The 19,368-nt window shown below is 35.5% G+C and carries 18 protein-coding genes; 2 read left to right on the top strand and 16 right to left on the bottom strand.

The genetic code is table 11. The features are described 5' to 3' along the window. The first annotated feature begins 21 nt into the window (after positions 1–21). On the top strand, positions 22–1,509 hold the full coding sequence (locus tag N2Z58_08715) for a methyl-accepting chemotaxis protein (GenBank protein MCX7654738.1): 1,488 nt from the start codon (positions 22–24) through the stop codon (positions 1,507–1,509). Here the strand turns inward: N2Z58_08715 and N2Z58_08710 are convergent. Continuing rightward, positions 1,493–2,563: an EAL domain-containing protein gene (locus N2Z58_08710; protein MCX7654737.1), complete on the bottom strand. Its 1,071-nt coding sequence runs from the start codon at positions 2,561–2,563 to the stop codon at positions 1,493–1,495. The genes N2Z58_08715 and N2Z58_08710 overlap by 17 nt on opposite strands. A 964-nt stretch (positions 2,564–3,527) precedes the next feature. Here N2Z58_08710 and N2Z58_08705 point away from each other — a divergent pair. Beyond that, positions 3,528–4,211 carry a DUF429 domain-containing protein gene (locus N2Z58_08705; protein ID MCX7654736.1) on the top strand — a complete coding sequence of 228 codons (684 nt, stop codon included), beginning with the start codon at positions 3,528–3,530 and terminating at the stop codon, positions 4,209–4,211. 2 nt (positions 4,212–4,213) lie between these two features. Here the strand turns inward: N2Z58_08705 and trpA are convergent, their stop codons facing one another. The 15 genes from trpA to aroF are packed head-to-tail and all read right to left on the bottom strand — an operon-like array spanning position 4,214 to position 19,029. Next, a complete protein-coding gene (gene trpA / locus N2Z58_08700; protein MCX7654735.1) occupies positions 4,214–4,996 on the bottom strand; it encodes a tryptophan synthase subunit alpha in 783 nt (260 codons plus the stop codon). A 5-nt stretch (positions 4,997–5,001) separates the two neighbouring features. Further along, positions 5,002–6,186 carry a tryptophan synthase subunit beta gene (gene trpB / locus N2Z58_08695; protein ID MCX7654734.1) on the bottom strand — a complete coding sequence of 395 codons (1,185 nt, stop codon included), beginning with the start codon at positions 6,184–6,186 and terminating at the stop codon, positions 5,002–5,004. Next, on the bottom strand, positions 6,179–6,799 hold the full coding sequence (locus N2Z58_08690) for a phosphoribosylanthranilate isomerase (GenBank protein MCX7654733.1): 621 nt from the start codon (positions 6,797–6,799) through the stop codon (positions 6,179–6,181). Before N2Z58_08690 ends, trpB begins: the two co-directional genes overlap by 8 nt. A gap of 11 nt (positions 6,800–6,810) precedes the next feature. Next, positions 6,811–7,551, bottom strand: a complete 741-nt coding sequence (locus N2Z58_08685) for an indole-3-glycerol-phosphate synthase (GenBank protein ID MCX7654732.1) — start codon at positions 7,549–7,551, stop codon at positions 6,811–6,813. Between the two features lie 11 nt (positions 7,552–7,562). Continuing rightward, the gene (gene trpD, locus N2Z58_08680) at positions 7,563–8,615 is read right to left on the bottom strand and encodes an anthranilate phosphoribosyltransferase (GenBank protein ID MCX7654731.1); all 1,053 of its coding nucleotides are present in this window, start codon (positions 8,613–8,615) and stop codon (positions 7,563–7,565) included. An 11-nt stretch (positions 8,616–8,626) separates the two neighbouring features. Next, on the bottom strand, positions 8,627–9,244 hold the full coding sequence (locus tag N2Z58_08675) for an aminodeoxychorismate/anthranilate synthase component II (GenBank protein ID MCX7654730.1): 618 nt from the start codon (positions 9,242–9,244) through the stop codon (positions 8,627–8,629). Positions 9,245–9,273: 29 nt separating this feature from the next. Further along, complete coding sequence (locus tag N2Z58_08670; GenBank protein ID MCX7654729.1) at positions 9,274–10,734, bottom strand: anthranilate synthase component I family protein; 1,461 nt, start codon at positions 10,732–10,734, stop codon at positions 9,274–9,276. Between the two features lie 22 nt (positions 10,735–10,756). After that, entirely contained in the window at positions 10,757–11,551 is a 795-nt protein-coding gene (locus N2Z58_08665; protein ID MCX7654728.1) for a prephenate dehydrogenase/arogenate dehydrogenase family protein, read from the bottom strand. A gap of 12 nt (positions 11,552–11,563) precedes the next feature. Continuing rightward, positions 11,564–12,664, bottom strand: coding sequence for a prephenate dehydratase (gene pheA / locus N2Z58_08660; GenBank protein ID MCX7654727.1), 1,101 nt, complete (start codon positions 12,662–12,664; stop codon positions 11,564–11,566). Continuing rightward, on the bottom strand, positions 12,665–13,690 hold the full coding sequence (locus tag N2Z58_08655) for a chorismate synthase (protein MCX7654726.1): 1,026 nt from the start codon (positions 13,688–13,690) through the stop codon (positions 12,665–12,667). Positions 13,691–13,694: 4 nt separating this feature from the next. Continuing rightward, positions 13,695–15,029 (bottom strand): 3-phosphoshikimate 1-carboxyvinyltransferase, encoded by a 1,335-nt coding sequence (gene aroA, locus N2Z58_08650; GenBank protein MCX7654725.1) that lies wholly within the window; start codon positions 15,027–15,029, stop codon positions 13,695–13,697. Next, complete coding sequence (locus N2Z58_08645) at positions 15,022–16,389, bottom strand: AAA family ATPase (GenBank protein MCX7654724.1); 1,368 nt, start codon at positions 16,387–16,389, stop codon at positions 15,022–15,024. Before N2Z58_08645 ends, aroA begins: the two co-directional genes overlap by 8 nt. A 42-nt stretch (positions 16,390–16,431) precedes the next feature. Beyond that, positions 16,432–17,157, bottom strand: coding sequence for a type I 3-dehydroquinate dehydratase (locus N2Z58_08640; GenBank protein ID MCX7654723.1), 726 nt, complete (start codon positions 17,155–17,157; stop codon positions 16,432–16,434). Beyond that, a complete protein-coding gene (aroB, locus tag N2Z58_08635) occupies positions 17,106–18,167 on the bottom strand; it encodes a 3-dehydroquinate synthase (GenBank protein MCX7654722.1) in 1,062 nt (353 codons plus the stop codon). The genes N2Z58_08640 and aroB overlap by 52 nt, the downstream gene beginning before the upstream one ends. Continuing rightward, a complete protein-coding gene (gene aroF / locus N2Z58_08630) occupies positions 18,160–19,029 on the bottom strand; it encodes a 3-deoxy-7-phosphoheptulonate synthase (protein ID MCX7654721.1) in 870 nt (289 codons plus the stop codon). Before aroF ends, aroB begins: the two co-directional genes overlap by 8 nt. Between the last annotated feature and the right edge of the window lie 339 nt (positions 19,030–19,368).

The raw sequence follows: 19,368 nt of genomic DNA, 5'->3' as shown, positions 1-19,368 counted from the left end.
TCTGGTCCTATACTGGAAAGATTGATCAAATCAATAGAAGAAGAAACTATCTTTGTTGATCTAATTAACAAAAAATATGTAGAAAAGAGTCAAAACTTTACTCAAAAAGACATTGAGAAAATATTTGGTTTTTCAAATCAAGAACAGTTAAAAAAAATTATAAAAGATCAACTCATATGGAAACCACACGGAAAATACCTAATCGTTGGAAGCTTGCTAAACGATAATCAAAACAAACCATTTGCAGTCATATTCTCAAAAGTTGACATTTCAAAGTTTGTAAGATCTGTCTTTCTCACCACATTCATGGTATGCATATTGATGACTGCCTTAGTAATCTTTGCCGCATTATTCACAACAAGAATTGGTATTAATCTCACAAAACATGTTAATAGCATTGCACAGCAAGTTCAGCACATTTCAGATAACAACGATTACACAAAAACAATAAACACAGATCATTCTGGTGAATTTGGTATAATAGCTGAGAAAATCTCAAATCTTGTTGAAACAGTCAGAATGAGTTCTTTTAATATATACTCAAACATGATAGAATCAAAAGGAAAACTCGACGAACTAAAAGAACACTACTCTTCGTTCGACAATCTATTAAGTGAATTCTTAAATAACTTCAAAGCCTGGTCAGAAAAAACTCAACAAGTCTCTGCTGCAGTCCAGCAAATAGATGAGACAATAACAAACATATATATTGGTACAACAGAAGTTACAGAAAAATCTGAAAAACTTATCAACATAGCAGACAAAACACTCGACGTAACCCTCAAAACTCACAAGTTTTTACAAATACTGACAAACGAAGTCGGCAACGTAAACACGACATCAGCGGAAGCAAGCAATATATCAAAAAAATTATACGAAGAATCATTAAATATTGATATGATACTCAACACAATAGACAACATAAGCAAGAAAATAAACCTACTTTCATTAAATGCCGCTATAGAAGCCGCAAGAGCCGGGGAAGCGGGTAAAGGATTTGCTGTAGTAGCAGATGAAATACAGAAACTTTTAGTCACCACCCAAGAGGCTTGCAACATGATAAAAAACAAAATTAAAAATATAAAAGACGGAATTGTCAAAATAACAGATTCAATGAACTTGGTAAACACTAATGTGTTAAGACTTGTAGCACAATCAGAAAATCTTTCCTTAGATTTCAAAAAGGTTGAGGAAAGCATGCAAGAAACACATCAAATAGTCAGCGAAGTAACTTCACAAACCTTAGAGCAGGCAAACTTACTTGAAGTAATCAAAAACACATCTGACGTGATATCTACAATGACTTCAATACTTGCACAAGAAATTGTCGAAAGTAACTTACAAGTTTCAAACGTCAAGAACCAGATGAATGACATTGCCAACAACATTGACGAGGTACTAATAAACATCCAAAAAGTTGTCAACATTTTCAACGAAAAAGTCAAAATTTTCAGCCAAGAAGATCTTGGCTTTTTTGAAAAAACTGAAGAAATCAAACTTGAAGTTTAATTTCCCTTAAAGGTTCAGGAGCCGGCTTTGCGAAAAGAAATCCTTGAACGAAATCTACATGTTCTTTCACATAGTTGTATTCATCAACTGTTTCAACACCTTCTGCAAGTACAAATATATTTGCTTCTTTACAAAGTGAAACAACTGCTTTGAATATTGACCTTTTTAACTCATCATTTTGTATGTTTCGGATTATTTCTGTGTCTATTTTAACAATATCCGGTCTAAGGTGCACAAGCATATTCAAGTTCGAGTAACCAGAACCAACATCATCAAGTGCAACCAGAAAACCATTTGTTCTGTAGAAATTTAGAATATTTGAAAGAAGATCGATATCAGTTACTTTGTAACTTTCAACTACCTCAAACACTATATTACTTGGTTCAAAATCAACCTCCTTTGCGAAACGGATTGTTGATTGTAAACACACATTTGGATCGTATATAGATGTTGGAATAAAGTTCACAAATATCTTACAACTTCTCATATCCTTTTCCGCAGCTGTTCTCAGCACTGTTTCTCTGCAAAATCTGTCAAGATAAAACAAAGTATTCGTTTTTTCCGCGGTATCAAACAAAAATTTAGGACTCACAAGCGAACCATCTTTAGATATTCCTCTTATTAGGGCTTCGTACCCAATTATCGATAAATTTTTACTTTCCAAAACTGGTTGGAAATATACTATCAATCTCTGTTCCTTTAATATATCGAAATAATCCTGGGCATCAATTAGTGAAAACCAATAAGAAAGAGGTTTCAACTTTGAAAAATTAGTAAACGACAAGTCTTCTCCTTCATTTAAAGTGATACACATAATATCGTTTAACTCAGGAGTTGAAAACCCTGACTGCATGCGTAAGTCTGTTAAAAAGGACCTAAAATCTTGTGCAAAAACAGTAAGTAATTCATTATTCTCAAAGAACTCGAAATTTGTTTTTCTTAAAATATCCTTTACCTTATCTCTCAACAAATCAATCGGAAAAACAAAATGTACAACTTTTGGTGCAGATTCCACGACAGGTAAAAGCTGGCATCGTTTACAAATATCATTCATTTCTATCCCCCCAAATAAACTTATCTAACTTGAATCTTCAAGAAAAGCTGAAGAAATTTATTCCTGACACTCCTATTATATCACAAAATAACCTATACAAAAAACTAATAAAACTATCCACAATCAATGTAGAACTGATAAAAGCCAACCTTACCTAACAAAAAAACTACTAACAAATATAACCTACTTGACAAAAGCTATTCAAAAATAGTAAAATACGTCAGTACAAAAAATCTAAAATCCAAACAACCTAATATGTGTGATTATTTTCACACAAAATAATTCATATAACAAGTGTTTATAGCTACTTAAATTGATTGAACCATCTCAAGCATTTCACAACAACAATCAAAACCCCTAATAAATAGGCCCGGCACTGATAATCGGAAAAACAATTTGTTCAACAAATGGCATAAATTCAACAAAATTTGAAAATCACCCTGTTTTAAAAACCATTTCCGTACCTATTATAACAACAATATTATGATTGTGAACACAGAAAATAATGAACGGCGCTGAAGTTGTAACAAATCAAAAAACAGGTCCGGAGTCAAGAATCCAAAAGCAAGTAGGTAAAGAGTAAGTCATAAGAAAACACACTTAATGCAAGCTAAAATAAGGGGTGTGGAAAAACGCAGTCTAAAAAGCAAGAATTTAAGAGCATTCTGGAAGCCAAGAGTCAGGAAGGTACTTCTCTCTGAAAGAGATGGAAACTAAATAAAAAATGGACCTTGAAAGACGGGCGAGATGGATTTTTCTCGATAGAAATAAAGATTTATAAGCTGCGAAGATGTCTTTGTTTATTTTGTCGTAAGCTAGGAATGTACTTCTTTTTCAAAGATATAAGAATACACAATCATATAAGGCTTTTTTAAGGAAACAATGAACCGACAGCCGCATACAATGGGAAGGTTATGCTAAGGTTGGATGAATAGGCAAAAATTTATGAGGTTGGGTGTAAGTTGTGTTTATTGGTATAGACGGAACAAAAGGTGGATGGGTATATTGTTTTCTTTCAGAAGATATGAAAAGTTTCAGTTTTAAATGTTCAAAACACTTCGAGTTAAGCGGCATTATAACTGAGAAGGTCTTTGTTGATATACCTATAGGTTTGCCAAGTAGAAGTGTGAGAACATGCGATGTTTTAGCAAAAAAGCTACTTTCAAAAAGAGCCTGCAGTGTTTTTACAGTTCCTGTTCGAGCAGCTGTGTATAGTGATTCTTACAAGAATGCTTTAACAATTAATAGAAAAGCCCAGGGAAAGGGCTTTTCTAAACAGTTTTGGAATATTCGTGAAAAGGTAATACAGGTGGATTCGGCTTTGAGAAGTAACGCTAATCTTTATGATGTTGTTAGAGAGTCTCATCCCGAGTTATGTTTTATGATGTTGTCTGGATATCCTTTACCATCTAAGCATACTCGTGAAGGAATTACTTTAAGATTAAGCTTTTTGAAAAAATACGTACCGAAGGCTGATAGTAAAATTTTGGAGATTAGTTATAAGATAAAAGTACCTATCCATGATCTTATTGATGCAACGGTTCTCGCACTTTCTCAATTCTTTGAATTGAATGTTGTTCCTGAACATAAAGAATTCGATGAATACGGAATCCCTATGAGGATTTTCTTTCCCAAAGTTTATTTATAAGATCAGTAAGTATGTACCTTAGAAATCATCGATTGCCAAAATTTTTTTAGGTTCTCTCCAATCGAAAAATTGTCTTCTTCCCAACTTTTTATAAGGGCACTTCCTATTATGAATCCATCAACTTCATCTTTGAATTCTTCGATTATCTGTGGGTTACTAACACCAAATCCTAAAAGCGTGGGTAATCCTGTTTTTTCTTTCACAATCTTTGCTCTTAGTTTTATGTTTTGCGGGAGTGTATTTCTTATTCCAGTTGTACCTGTTATTGAAATTAAGTAAGCAAAACCACTGAAGAATGTTTTCATTTTCTCTAATCTCTCAATTGGAGTTATTGGAGATATAAGTGGAATAAGGTGTATGTTGTGTTTTCTGAAAATTTCAAAAATGATATCCACTTCTTCCAATGGTAAGTCAACTATTATAATTGCTTCAATGTCAAGTTCATTCATCTTTTCTGCCAGCTTTTTGATTCCATAATTATAGAATGTGTTAAAGTAACCCATAAGTATTATTGGTGTGTTGTGTTTTGTCCTAAATTTTTCGATTAGTTCAAATGTTTTTGAAATAGAAAATCCAAGGGCTCTGTTCATTGCTCTTTGAATGATTTCTCCGTCAGCCATTGGGTCTGAAAAAGGAATACCAATTTCTATCGCTTTAGCTTTGTTTGAAGCAAGAAAGTTCAAAAGTTGTAGAGATGATTTAAATGTCGGATCACCTGCTGTTATGTAGGGTATGAGAAGTTTTTCTTTTTGGTTGAAAAGTTCGTTTATTTTATTCTTTGTCATATGTCCTATTCACCCCCTTGATCTGTAAATCTTTTTACTGTTTCTAAATCTTTGTCACCACGTCCAGATAGGTTTATTAGTACGTCTTTTCCAAGATGTTTGTCCCTGTTTTGTAATATGTAACCAATTGCGTGGCTGCTTTCAAGTGCCGGTATTATTCCTTCTAAACGTGTGAGAGTTCTGTAAGCATTTATAGCTACTTCGTCTGTTATGTATGTGTATGTAACACGCTTTGTTTCATACAGGTTAGCATGTTCAGGTCCAACTGCAGGGTAATCAAGTCCTGGTGCCACAGAATATGTATCAAGTACGTTTCCTATTTCATCTTGTAATAAATAACTTTTTGTACCTTGAAAAACTCCTGGTCTTCCTGTTTGAAATCGCGCCGCATGTTTTCCTGTTTCGATCCCTAATCCTCCTGCTTCAACACCTATTAGTTCGACATTGTCATTTAAGAATGCTGAAAATATACCTATTGCGTTGCTACCACCTCCAACACACGCAACTACAGTGTCTGGAAGCTTGCCGTATTGGTTTACAAATTGTTCTTTTACCTCTTTTCCAATAGTTGATACAAACGTACGAACTAATTGAGGAAATGGATACGGACCATACACTGTACCTATAACGTAATGCGTGTTTTGAACATTTGTTATCCAATCTCTCAAGGCTTCGTTTATGGCATCTTTGAGTGTTTGCGTGCCTGTTTTCACTGGTATTACCTCAGCGTTCAACATCTTCATTCTTTCAACATTAACTCTTTGACGTTGAACATCATCGTACCCCATGTATATGACACATTTCAAACCGAGTAAGGCACAGCATGTTGCAGTAGCAACTCCGTGTTGTCCAGCACCTGTTTCAGCAATTATTCTTGTTTTTCCCAGTCGCTTTGCTAGCAAAGTTTGTCCCAAAGCATTTAAAATCTTATGTGCTCCTGTGTGGTTTAGATCTTCTCTTTTTAGAAAGATATTTGCGCCTATGAATTCTGATAGTCTTTTTGCATAATACAAAGGGGTTGGACGTCCAACGTAGTGTTTTAAGTAGTAATTGTATTCCTCTTGGAATTCTTTTTTTGGTACTATGTGTAGCAGTCCGTATTCAAGCTCAGATAACGCAGGAATTAAAGTTTCAGCCGCGAAAATTCCACCGTAATTTCCATAATACCTCTTTTCAATTGTTTCAAACATTTCGACCAATCCTCCTAAGGATAGCTTTTATTTTTTGTTCGTCTTTTTTACCTGGGTAAGCTTCTACACCACTTGATATATCTATCGCATATGGTTTGTATTTTAAAACATTTTCAACATTCTCTAGGTTTATTCCACCAGCTAATATGAATGGTACAGAAATTTCTGTTAATTTTTCCCAGTTAAATTTTGCACCAACACCACCGTACTTTTCACTGAAACCTTCCAAAAGTGGAAAATATTCAGATGAATTTATTTTATTCATTTGGAAATTGTCCGTTATTCTATAAGGTCTTATAATCGCCCTAGGGTCTATAAATTTTGCAAGAACACCGTAAAGTTTCTCATCATCAAAATAAGGCTGTACGTATGAAAGGCTAAGTTCTTTTTTGATTTCAACTAGAAAAGATGGTGATTCGTTGACAAATACACCTACTGTACAGATGAATGGTGGTAATTTTTGAATTATTTGCCACGCTTTTTCGTAACTGATGTATCTCGGACTGTCTTTGTAAAAGACAAATCCGATAGCATCGACTCCCAAGTCAGCACAAGAAATAGCATCTTCTAAATTTGTGATACCGCATATTTTCACTCTAAGCAAAATTATCACCTTACCTCGCGTTAGTTTTTAGCAGTTTTTATTATTCTCGATAATTTTTCTACCCTGTTTATAGCTTTTAACAGACTTGTACCTATTAGAAATCCACTTGGTTTGTATGGTTTGTAGATTTCAATATCCTTTTCATCTTCGATTCCACTTTCTATTACAAGTGGAATATCACTTGGTAGGTTTTTTACAACTTCTAATGCGTGCTTATGAGATACTTGCAATGTTTTTAAGTTCCTGGAGTTTACACCGAGAATGTACGGAACTTTAAGTTTTTTTACTTTTTCGTACGATTCAAGGTAGTGAATCTCAATCAACAAGTCTAATTCAAGATCGGTTGCAATTGTGGAAAGCTTTTGAAGTTCTTTAATACTTAGCAACTCGCTTATTAAAAGTACACAATCTGCTCCGTAGATAGCACTTTCGCAAATTTGTTTTGTTAAGCATATGAAGTCTTTTCTAAGTATCGGAAGTTTTGTTATCTTTCTGGCAGTTTCTAAATCAGTTATAGAACCCTGAAAATATTGTTCATCTGTCAGGATAGAGATAGCAGCCACCCCTGCTTGTTCGTAATCGTTCAGGATGTCTTGCAGGTTTTCTTGTTGCAAAAGTTTTCCTTTTGAAGGAGATTGTCTTTTGAACTCTGCAATTATTCTTCCTTTGCCCCTATCTTTGAAAATGTTGTAAAATTTGTGAGGATTATCTTTTTTGTACTTGTTTATTTTTTCTTGTCTAATTTGTTTGAAGGATAACATATTTTTCACCTCTATTCAGATTTTTGTGAAAATTCTTTTATCTGCTGTAGTTTATCGTAAGCTTGTCCAGATTCAATGATGTGCTTTGCTACTTGCAAACCTTCATCCGGAGTTTTTACTTTTTCGTATGTATACAATGCATACGCTGAGTTTAGTAAGACAATTTCTTTTATAGGTCCGTCTACTTGCCCTTTAAAAAGTTTTTCTATAATCTGTGCATTGTAATTTGGATCTGCTCCTTTTACGCTTTCTTCTGATGCCAATTTAAAGCCATGGTCTACGGGATTTATTTTTAATTTCTTTATTTTTCCCTTGGCGATTAAGTAAGCGGTAGTCGTTGTGGACAGTGTTATTTCATCCATACCATCATCACCTGAAAAGATTATTGCCCTTCTGACGTTTCGGTTTTGAAGTACTTTTACGTACAATTTTAAAAGTTTTTTCTCAGAGCAACCTAAGAAGATGTATTCAGGTGAAAATGGGTTTGCGATTGGTCCAACAAAATTAAATATGGTTTTTACAGGTAATGCCTTACGAATTGACATTATATTTTTCAAATAAGGATGGTAATTCGGAGCAAAAAGGAAGCAGAAGTTTGTTTCCTCAAGCATTTTGACAGAGCGTTCTGGTGAGAGGTTTATGTTTATACCAAGTGATTGAAGTACATCAGCACTTCCGCATTTGCTTGAAGCAGCTTTGTTACCGTGCTTAGCAACTTTGACACCAGCGGCAGCAAGTATAAATGAGACAGTTGTTGATATGTTAATAGTCTGTTTACCGTCCCCTCCTGTCCCTACAATGTCAATGATAGGGTAAGTTGGACGAGAAACAGGAACACTTTTTTCTAACATTACGTTAAGCAATCCAAGAAGTTCTTCTTCATGTATTCCTTTCATGGTTAAAGCAGTTAAGAAGCCGGTGATTTTATATTTTAGTTCTAAGTCTGACTCATTGTCATTTAAGTTTAGCATGTTTTTGAACAATTCCGTACTTTCTGACAAGGTTAAGTGCAAACCGGAGGATATCTTTTTTATCGATTCGTCAATTAAGTAGTATTCGCTCATAATTTCCCCCCTTAAAATTTATTCAGTTGTTTTATAAACAGTGTTGCTTGATGTATGAAATTTTTAACTATATCAAAACCGTGTTCTGTGAAAATAGATTCTGGATGAAATTGAACGCCTTCTACTGGGTATTTTTTGTGTCTTATGCCCATAACCTCACCGTCAATTGTTGAAGCCGTTACTATAAGCGGTGAGTTAGCTAGGTCTTCTTTTCTTACAACAAGTGAATGGTAGCGCATAACTCTTATCGGTTGTGGTATACCCTGGAATATGCCTTTCCCATCGTGTAGACACTGTCTAAGTTTTCCATGTACAACCTCTCTCGCATTTACCACAGAACATCCAAAGGCATATCCAATGGCTTGATGTCCTAAACAAACACCAAGGATAGGTATGTTTTCTCCAAATTTTTTTATAATTTTCAAAACGTTTGGTATATCTTTTGGATGCCCAGGACCGGGTGATATAATTATCCCTTCTATCGGTTTTTCTTTTTCTATTTTGTATATCTTTTCAGTATCAATCTCTCTGTTTCTGAACACTAAAACATTCTCTGCACCAACTATTTCCATAACATACTGCACAAGGTTATATGTAAATGAGTCGTAGTTGTCTATGACAAGAAACATATATGATCACCTCACGTTAGTTGAAGTTGCTAAGTTTTCATAGCTAAGATAGAAAATATCGCTTTAGCTTTGTTCATAGTCTCTTCGTATTCGTTTTCAGGAATCGAATCGTATACAATACCAGCACCTGATTGCGTATACAATACTTCGTCTTTTAACACAGCACTTCGGATAGTTATTGCAAAATCAGCATCTCCAGACCAAGAGATGTAGCCAACGCTACCCGCGTAAAATTCACGAGAAGTGTCTTCTAATTGTTCTATTATCTCCATCGCTCTGAGCTTTGGTGCACCTGTGACCGTCCCAGCAGGAAATACACTACGTATTACATCGAATGCGTTAAATCTCTCCTCTGCCACCCCAACTACTTCTGAAACTATATGCATTACATGTGAGTATTTTTCAATATACATAAGTCTCGGAACTTTCACAGTACCAGGTATCGCAACACGTCCAATATCGTTCCTTGCCAAATCAACAAGCATGGAGTGTTCTGCTAATTCTTTTTCGTTCGTTAGTAATTCTTTTTCGATTTCTTCATCCTCTTGAGCATTCATACCGCGTTTTCTGGTACCTGCTATTGGATGTATAATTACTTTTTTATTAATAAATTTCACAAGCGTTTCGGGAGAACTTCCGAAAAGTGAGAAATCTTTTGTTTGCACTAAAAACATGTACGGTGAAGGATTGGTTAACCTTAACTTTCTGTATAAATGTAAATCATTCTGTGTCGTATTGATAGAAAATCTTTGAGATAAGACGACCTGAAAAATGTCTCCTTGGTATATGTAATCCTTTGCTGTTTGGATCTTCTCACAGAACGCCTTTTTCGACGTATGAGACTGGATTTTGCTAGTTATGTCTTGTTTGTCAAAAGGGTGTTTAAGAACTACCGGATATTTTTCTATCGAAAGCAGTTCTCTTTCAACTTCGCTTTGTGCTTGGGAAGGCTGGTAAGTCATAACGTTCCACATTAGTCTTTTGTAATTATCAAAGACAATTACAATACTTGGAAAGATTATCAAGATATCCGGAGTGTCGAATACTTTTGCCTTATCGAATGTAATTTCTTCAAAATACTTAACGCTTTCATAATTTAAGATAACTAAAGCCATAGGGATAATTGAAGTGTCTATTTTCGTGGATTCATGGTTCTCAACCTCTATAGAATTTCTAATTTTCTCAACTATATGTTTTACTGTTTCAAAAGTTTCAGCCAAGTTCTGCAACCTCAGATGAACATGATGAATTCCCTCAATTTCGATGTTGTTATCTGAGACCTTAATCGTGAGAAATGGGTTAACTCCAATAAAAGAGAACCGTCCAAGCATTTCGTGTTGTTCTACGCTTTCCAACAAAAACATAGGACTATCAGAATATGCATAGCTAAGTTTTACGTACAAAGACAAAGGAGTCTCAAAATCAGCTAATCTTTTTACTGCATGTAAGTTCAATTTTAAATCAGAAAAGAGATTTCCAAGTTCATTCATCAAAGATTCCCCCTTCGGAAAATCAGAAACGATACAAGACATCGCTAAAACGAACTCTAAGTTTTTTCAAGAATTTACTCAGTTCTTCCTGATCTTTGTCCATAACTATATGTTTTAGATATTCAAGATTTGAGGATATTTTTTCAATTTCTTTCACTGAATGTTTGTTGAAAAGTATCTCAGATATTAGTTTGTCATCCTCACTTAACAATCCAAGTAGAATATCTATATGCTTTTTAAATGTAGTCCCTGGGACAACCGTGTTATCAACACGACTACCAAATACAAATGAAGCGATAAATGGGACACTAAGTGAATATGCCATCATCTCGTCATGTTCTTCAAACGTCATGTAAAAAAATTTCATAGAATACGGAAAGAAAAATTCTTCGAAAAATGTCGTGGTTTCTTCATCAGAACCTTTTATGAATATTACATTCTCACCTTTTATTCTGTCCATTTTCGCAAATGTTGGACCAAACATGGGATGGAATGAACAAAACTTGTGTTGAGAGTTCGTGTAAAACTGCGCCAAATTAGTTTTGACGGAAGCGATATCGCATAGAACAGTCTGCTGATCAATAAAACTTTCAACACTTTTAAAGGCGTCTACAACATTGTCAAGTGATACACAATTCAAAACTATTGAAGGTGCGGCAGTTAGCACATTTTCCAATGGAATATTCATGTTTTTATCGTAACCTAAGACCTTCCAACCCTTGTAAGTAGGGTTTTGTAATACGAATTTTTCAAGACTTTCTTTAAACCAACTTCCCATCTTCCCAAGACCAAGCACAAATAAAATTTTTTCATCCAACTTCCTCACCACCTATAATTTATCGTTTATTTCAAAAGAATCGTACAACCCAAAGACTCTTAATTGTTTCGTTTTTTCTGCTAAGGTCTTTAAGAATTTTTCAAGATCGTCAACATTTTGAGTTTCAAAGTCTACAAAGAATCTATACTCGTTTACTTCGTTTCTTGAAGGTAAAGATACTATCCTGGTTAAATTGATATTTCTAAGCTTGAAGAGTTCCAACACGCTTAGTAACGCACCTGGTTTATCCTCAAGTAAGAATGTGATTGCACACTTTGAACCATGGTTATTCATGACCTTAGAGAGTATCCAGAAAGAAGTTTTGTTGTAAGGATAATCTTGGATGTTATCTTTCAAAACTTCAAGACCGTATATCTTTGCTGCAAGTTTACTTGCAATGACGGCTGCATTTGAATTTCTTTCATCTGCAAGCTTTTTTGCAGCCCCAGCCGTATCAAAAAATTCCAAAGGCTGAAGTGATAAACGTTTTAAAAAATTACGGCATTGAGCAAGTGCCTGCGGATGTGAGTATACAAATTTTATTTCTTTTGGGTCAACGTCTGGCAAAATCAACAGGCAATGGTTTATCGGCAAAATAACCTCAGCTACAACGTTTAAGTTACTTTCCAGTAAAGCATATGTGGCGGTATTTATTGGACCTTCAAGAGAATTTTGAATAGGTAGTACGCCATAATCTATAATGTCATGTTCTACATTTTGTATAACCTCTTCAAAACTTTTTAGAGGGATCGTTGCGAATTTTGCGCGATCTGAGAATATCTTCTCACCAAATTTCACGCCAGAGATTTCGCTGTAAGCACCATGTTCGCCTTGAAAACCTATTAATTTCACATTACTTTCTTGTAATTGCTTACTTTTTTCCATAATTTTTTCATACAATTGGACACAAAATTCCTCGCCAACTAACAAATTGCTACATAAATTTTTTACGTGATTCAAAACTTCTTGTTCTCGTTTTTCGTCGTAGATATTGTCTTTTAATCTACCGATTTTGATTGCTAATTCTAATCGCTGATTCAAAAGATGGATTAGTTTACTATCAATAGAGTCTATGACTTCTCTGAGTTTTTCGATTTGTATCCTTTTTTCCATTTATAAACCTACCTCCCATTTTCTGACTGTTTCAACAAATGACGAATTGTAAGACTGACTAATGAGTTTCAGATCCGCTAATGTAATTGCCGTGACTGCCTCTACTATCGGCGGAACTCTAAGTGCAAAACAAACATCGTGTCTTCCGCTAATCTTTATTTCTTTCTTTTCTTTTGTCCTAATATCGAAACTTTGTTGCGGTATTGATATGCTAGCAGTAGGTCTTACCGCAATCCTAAAAACGAGTTCATTTCCATTCGTTATTCCTCCGTTTATACCTCCGGAGTTGTTTGTGAGTGTTCTACCCGAAGTATCAACGAATTGATCGTTGTATTCAGATCCTTTCATACATGCAGATTGAAAACCTACGCCAAATTCAATGCCTTTGACACCAGGAATGGAAAATACAGCATGTGAAATGGTGCTTTCAATAGAATCAAAGAATGGTTCACCCAATCCTATAGGTACATTACAGACTTTGCAAACTACGATTCCACCTAAGGAATCACCTAACTCGTAAGCTTTTTTGAGTAAATTATAAAAATCATTCCGTCTACCACCTATTTGCTCTACGTAAGCATGAACTTTCATTGGAAAGATCAATTTCTTTGCTATTACACCTGCGGCGACGATACCTGTGGTAAGTCTACCTGAGAAATGACCACCACCTCTATAGTCGTTAAACCCCTTGTATTTAACGTACGCTGTGAAATCCGCATGACCTGGTCTTGGTATGTAACGTATTTCTTCATAGTCCTTTGATATTGTGTCTTTGTTTGGGAATCTTATCAGTATAGGTGTACCTGTTGTATGCCCCTCAAATACCCCGGATTCTATTATTGGTATATCATCCTCAATTCGCTTTGTTGTACCAAACTTTCCTCCTTTTCTTCTAAGCAGGTCTTTTCTGAAATCATGAACTGACAATGGCATCCCTGCTGGTACACCATCAACTAACACACCTACAGATGCGCCGTGTGATTCACCAAACATACTAACTCGAAATATTCTACCGATCGTGGTCACGTAATCACCTCACGATGTTCATCAACTGCTTGTAAAAACCCGGAAAGGATTTTGATACACATGATCCATCTTTTATGATTGTACGTATCTTCTTTCCAAACGCTAGAATGCTACCTGCCATCGCAATTCTGTGGTCTTTGTAAGAATCCACTAACACACTATCTGTTGTAAAGCGTGTAGTTGAACCAACTACAATAAATACATTATTTTCTATACAGCATTTGATACCAAAATCATTCAAAAGCTTTCCAAGTGCCTCTAGTCTGTTACTTTCTTTGTATTGTAAACGTCCTACACCGTAGATTTTGCTTTCTCCTTCGCAAAACGTTGCTAAACATACCAATGGTGGTACTAGGTCCGGGCAATCTTCTGCATTAAATTCAAATGGCTTAAGCTCATCAATACTATCAACTGTAAAACCAAGGTGTGAGTAATTCACTAGCACCCCTACATCCTTAAGAACATCTAAAATGGCTTTATCTGCCTGCACAGAGTTTATAGATAAATTTGAAACAGATACGTTAATTCCTTCCTTTTTTAGCAAGATGGCCAATACAAGCAAAAACGCCCCTGCCGACCAATCGCCTTCTATTTGAAATTCGGATAACACATAAGATTGTTCTCCCGGAATTTCAAAATGTTTCAAGGCTTCATCATGCAAGACATGCACACCGAATCTGCTCATAACATCAAGTGTTAACAAAATATATGGCTTGCTTAATGGATTCTCGACACTTATCTCCGAATTACCCGATACTAAAGGTAAAGTCATAAGCAAACCAGAAAGTACCTGGCTTGTTATACTTGTGTCAATGTATCCCTTGTTTGACTTTAGTTCTCCTTGTACAATGACAGGTAATTTCCCGTTAGTTGTATTCACAGCTAATCCAAACTGTCTCAGTTGCCCAAGCATATCAAAAGGTCTATTTAACAACGAACCTTCTCCTGTGACTGTCTTGGCTTTTTGAGGTTGTCCAATTAGACCTAAGACGGGGACGATCATTCGAGCACACAAACCAGATTCTCCACAATTTACTATGTTAACGTCCTGTTTTCTGCTAACTTTTGTTATTTGTATATCTATACTTTCGTCTTCCTTAGAAAGTAGATCCACATTATTGCCAAGTGTGTTAACAACATTCAAAGTTGATAAAACATCACTGCAAGTTGAAAGCTTTCTTAAGATTATCCCTTCTGAACTCAGTAACCCACCAAACACCGCTCTGATCGAAACACTCTTGGATGGAGGAGCAACAAGAATAACTGGTTTTTTTGTCAGACCAGTGTTTGAATTAATGTGGATTTTGACAATGTCATTTTGAATATTGTACTCAAACATAAAAACTCAACTCCTTCTTTAATTCATCAACTACTTGGTAGATTTCCGATCTATCCACTGGGAATATTAAATCTGCTACCCTAAAATAAAGATCAACCCGAGTCGAAAACAATGAGAAAAACTTTTGCAGTAAATCCTCTCTAGAGTCAGATCTTAGTAAAGGTCTATCGTTCTTATCATCCAATCTTCTTGCACATTCATCTATACTACTTAACAACCAGACAACGTGCCCTTGTTTAATTAGATTGACATTCTCATTTTTCAAAACAATTCCACCTCCAGTTGCTATTACGCAATTTTCAAGCTTTGATACATCTTTCAAAATAGAGGTTTCTACTGTCCTAAAATAATCTTCCGAATAAGTTGAAAATATATCAGAAATACTCATTTTAGCACGTTCCTGTATTAGTTCATCCGTATCAATGAATGTGAATCCAAGCTCACGAGCTAATAATCTACCAATTGTAGATTTTCCACTACCAGGCATGCCAACAAGGTATATGATTTTCCTTTTTGGGGTAGAGTTTCGATTGTCTGTTATCTTTTCTAAAAGTGAATAGTATAAAGAATTTAGTATACACTCCTTTATATCTTTCTTTGTGAGAAAGAGGAACGAATCTAACGCTTGCTTGACTAACCAAACTTCACCCGGTAAATACTTAGCTATTTTTACGTTCACAGGTGACTTATAATTTGCATCTATAAATACCTGTCTTTCTTCAAATTCTAAGTTTTTGAACGCATTGGGATACTCTGTCAAACAATTCACAACAGTATCAAATGATTTATATTTATAAACAAACATCTCCAGACTTTCTGCTTGCGGCTGAAATTGTGAAGTAGTGAACTTCTCGCACAAAGATTGTGCTTTCTGATATGTTCGGTTGAATATGCTGACCACTAAATTGAGGTTTTTACGCTCGGATAAGATTTTCAAAGCACTCAAAGCTGCACGAGCAGCTCCACCCGCACCAAGTATGGCAATGCTGAGTTCACCTTTTGCAAAACCTTCAAAAACAGAACCAAAAATAGATAACAAAGCACTTACGTCAGTGTTTGTGCAAATGGACATTTGACCATTTTCAAAAAATATGCTATTGACAGCTTCGCTCAAAAGAGCCTCGTGTAAAATGTTGCATCCTTTTTCAGTACATAGCTGAAACGCTCGATTCTTAAACGGTGCTGTAATATTCGCAAAATCAATACCAACTTGAGAAGCAATGTGAAAAATCTCGTCAAACTCGTTGAGATTTAACCTTGAGTAAGTACCTTCGATACCACATTTTTCAAATAATTCACCAAAAATCTGCGGACTTTTACTGTGATAAACGGGCTTACCTACAACAAAACATTTTTTCAAAAAACCCCACCCCCAGGTAATTCAAAATATATGTTTCAAACATCAACTAACTTGTACACTGTGATTTTTTAATGCTCCAAGTGAATAATTCTCAATATCCTCTAAAAGTTTTAACAATTCATCGTAAGATGGTTGATACGGAGCCGTAGGCTGCAATGCAGCTGAATAGGTAAAAGGACTACCAAAAATAATGGAGAAAAGGCGGACAAGTCTACCAATCTCTCCCATTCCTACGATGATAATCTTAGGTTCGCACAGTTGAAGAAGAGTAAACATCTCCTCTTTACTCGTTACGAAAGTAGCTATCTTCACAAAATCAGGATCAAAAATTTCAAAAGCTTCGTTTACTTTCTTTTTCAAAAACTCCAATTCATCTGTACCTTTGTAATTGTGAAAAGAACTAATGTACTTTACAGAAGAACGTCTTGCAAGTTTTCTCAGCTCAGAGTTTAAGTCAAACTGGAAGCCCAAATCTACATCTATGAAATCAGCACCATTTTCAATTGCTGATTTCAAGATCTTGAAACATTCCTCGGAACTCAAACTCCCCTCTCGACATGTAACCACGCATTTGTTTTTCTTGAATTTCAGAAAATCTTTCAATTTAGTTATTATTAATTCAACATCCGTTGTTTCGAAATCGATTAAGTCAACTCTTATTTCGTAAAATGGAAATCGCTGGTCAATTTCATACAATATGTCATAACGGCAATAACCTACACTTGCGCAGATAACTTCTTTAAATCCACTTGCCTTTTGAATGCCCATCTTAAGCCCTCCAAAAGCTTTGATTTTTCAACGCTTATCAATTCGGAACTTCCAATCTCCCTCACACAAACCAGTTCTATATTCTCATCTTGGCTTTTCTTATCGTGTAAAATTACTTTGAAGATTTCTTCCTCGAAACCATCCAGATCCACACAAGTGGGCAAGCCAAACTTTCTCAACAAACCTACTATACGTAAAGCAACACATTCTTCAACACCAAACAATAAAATGCCAACAATAGTTTCCAAAACCATACCGATACTCACTGCAAATCCATGTTTTAAATTGAGTGTTAATTCAATAGCGTGACCTACTGTATGTCCAAAATTCAAAACTTTTCTTATGTTACTATCCTTGAGATCGTTCCTAACAACTTCTATTTTCATCTGTATCGATAACTTAACGATCTCCGGCAATTTATTATGTATATTTTCTTCACTTTCGAGTATTTCAAATAAGAACCTATCCTTAATAGCTCCAGCTTTTATAACCTCGGCCATACCATTTCGAAATTCATCAGGTGGTAATGTAGTTAAAAACTCTGGACACACACAAACGAAATCAGGCAAATTTATGGTACCGATTATGTTTTTGTAAACCTTTAAGTTTAAACCATTCTTACCACCAATTGCGGCATCTACCATACTTAAAAGAGTGGTTGGCACAAATCCAAAGTGTAATCCCCTCATATAAGTTGAAGCAACAAAACCCGTAACATCACACACCATTCCGCCACCAACACCTAATACAAACCATGTTTTGTCTACACAATGCGCAATCAAATTTTCGTAAATAGGTAAGATCCTTTCCAAATTCTTACTATCTTCACCTTTCAAAGCTATCAAGCAATCAGCTTCTAAAGAGTTTATGAAATCACCGTAAAATTCCATGACGGTCTTATCCGCAATTACGCAAAGCTTACTTGATACGTTTTTTATAAAACTGGTGATAGAAACCTTATTCTCAAAAAAGATAATAGAAGAATCGAATAATCTCAAAACCTCATCCATCAACATCAATCCTTGTTATCGATGAAAGTTCGCTTTGAACAAGATCATCCTCAAAGACCTCTAACGTGCTTTTGATACTCAAAACTCTTTGTACAAGGCTTTTGAATTCTTTGGGGGTAAGTGCCTGCTCTTTATCAGATAGAGCCTTTTCAGGACAAATATGCACTTCAACAATCAATCCATCGGCTCCAACTGCAGCTGCAGCTTGTGCAAGGGGAGTAACTAAAGAAGACTTCCCAGCGGCATGAGAGGGATCAACAATCACAGGAAGATGTGTTAGTTCTCTTAAAGCGGGAACAGCACTGATGTCAAGTGTGTTTCTTGTGTAGTTTTCAAAAGTTCTTATTCCTCTCTCACACAAAACAACTTTATCGTTTCCCTCAGAGAGTATATACTCTGCACTATTCAACAGATCACTAAGCGTTGAATGCATCCCCCTTTTCAGAAGTACTGGTTTACCTGCTTTTCCAACCTCTTTTAGAAGAGAAAAATTCTGCATGTTTCTTGCACCTATCTGAATCATATCGGCGTATTCTGCCACCCAATATACATCTCTCGGATCAAGTACTTCCGTTACGATGGGTAATCCTGTAATTTCTGAAGCCTTTTTCAGTATTTTCAATCCTTTCAGTCCCAGTCCTTGAAAAGAATAAGGTGATGTGCGCGGCTTAAAAATACCCCCTCTCAACATATTGGCACCTGCGTCTTTGACGGCAATAGCGGTCTTAATTGTCTGCTCCTCACTTTCAACAGCACACGGACCGGCTATGATAACAAAGTCTTCTCCAAATCGTACGTTTGAAACATCAACTATGGTTTTGTGGTTACTGTCAATTTTAAGCGCATACTTTAACCCCGTCATACACCACACCTCCACAAAATTATGTCAAGTTTATAAAAAAACCGTGGGTGCACTCTTAGTATCGTGCACCCACGGTTTTTTTACCTTTCTCCTGGTGGTTTTGTCTACGACAAAACCGCAGGAGGCCGTAGGTGCACTCCTGCATAGTAATAAAACCACCAGTAATTAACAGATATTGAGTTGTTCTCACAAATATTTCCAATAAACGTCACAACACAAAGTAAAGTACCATTTTCCAAAGCTAACCCTCCAACAGTTCCTTACAATAGCCTATTTTTAGTTATATTATCAAAAAACAAGAAATTTGTCAATGTGCATTTTATAAATCTTCTTAGAAAG

This window comes from Fervidobacterium sp. (assembly GCA_026419195.1).
Classification (GTDB): Bacteria; Thermotogota; Thermotogae; order Thermotogales; family Fervidobacteriaceae; genus Fervidobacterium.
Note: the sequence above shows the minus strand (reverse complement) of the source record. Positions and strands in the feature narration are given on the sequence as shown.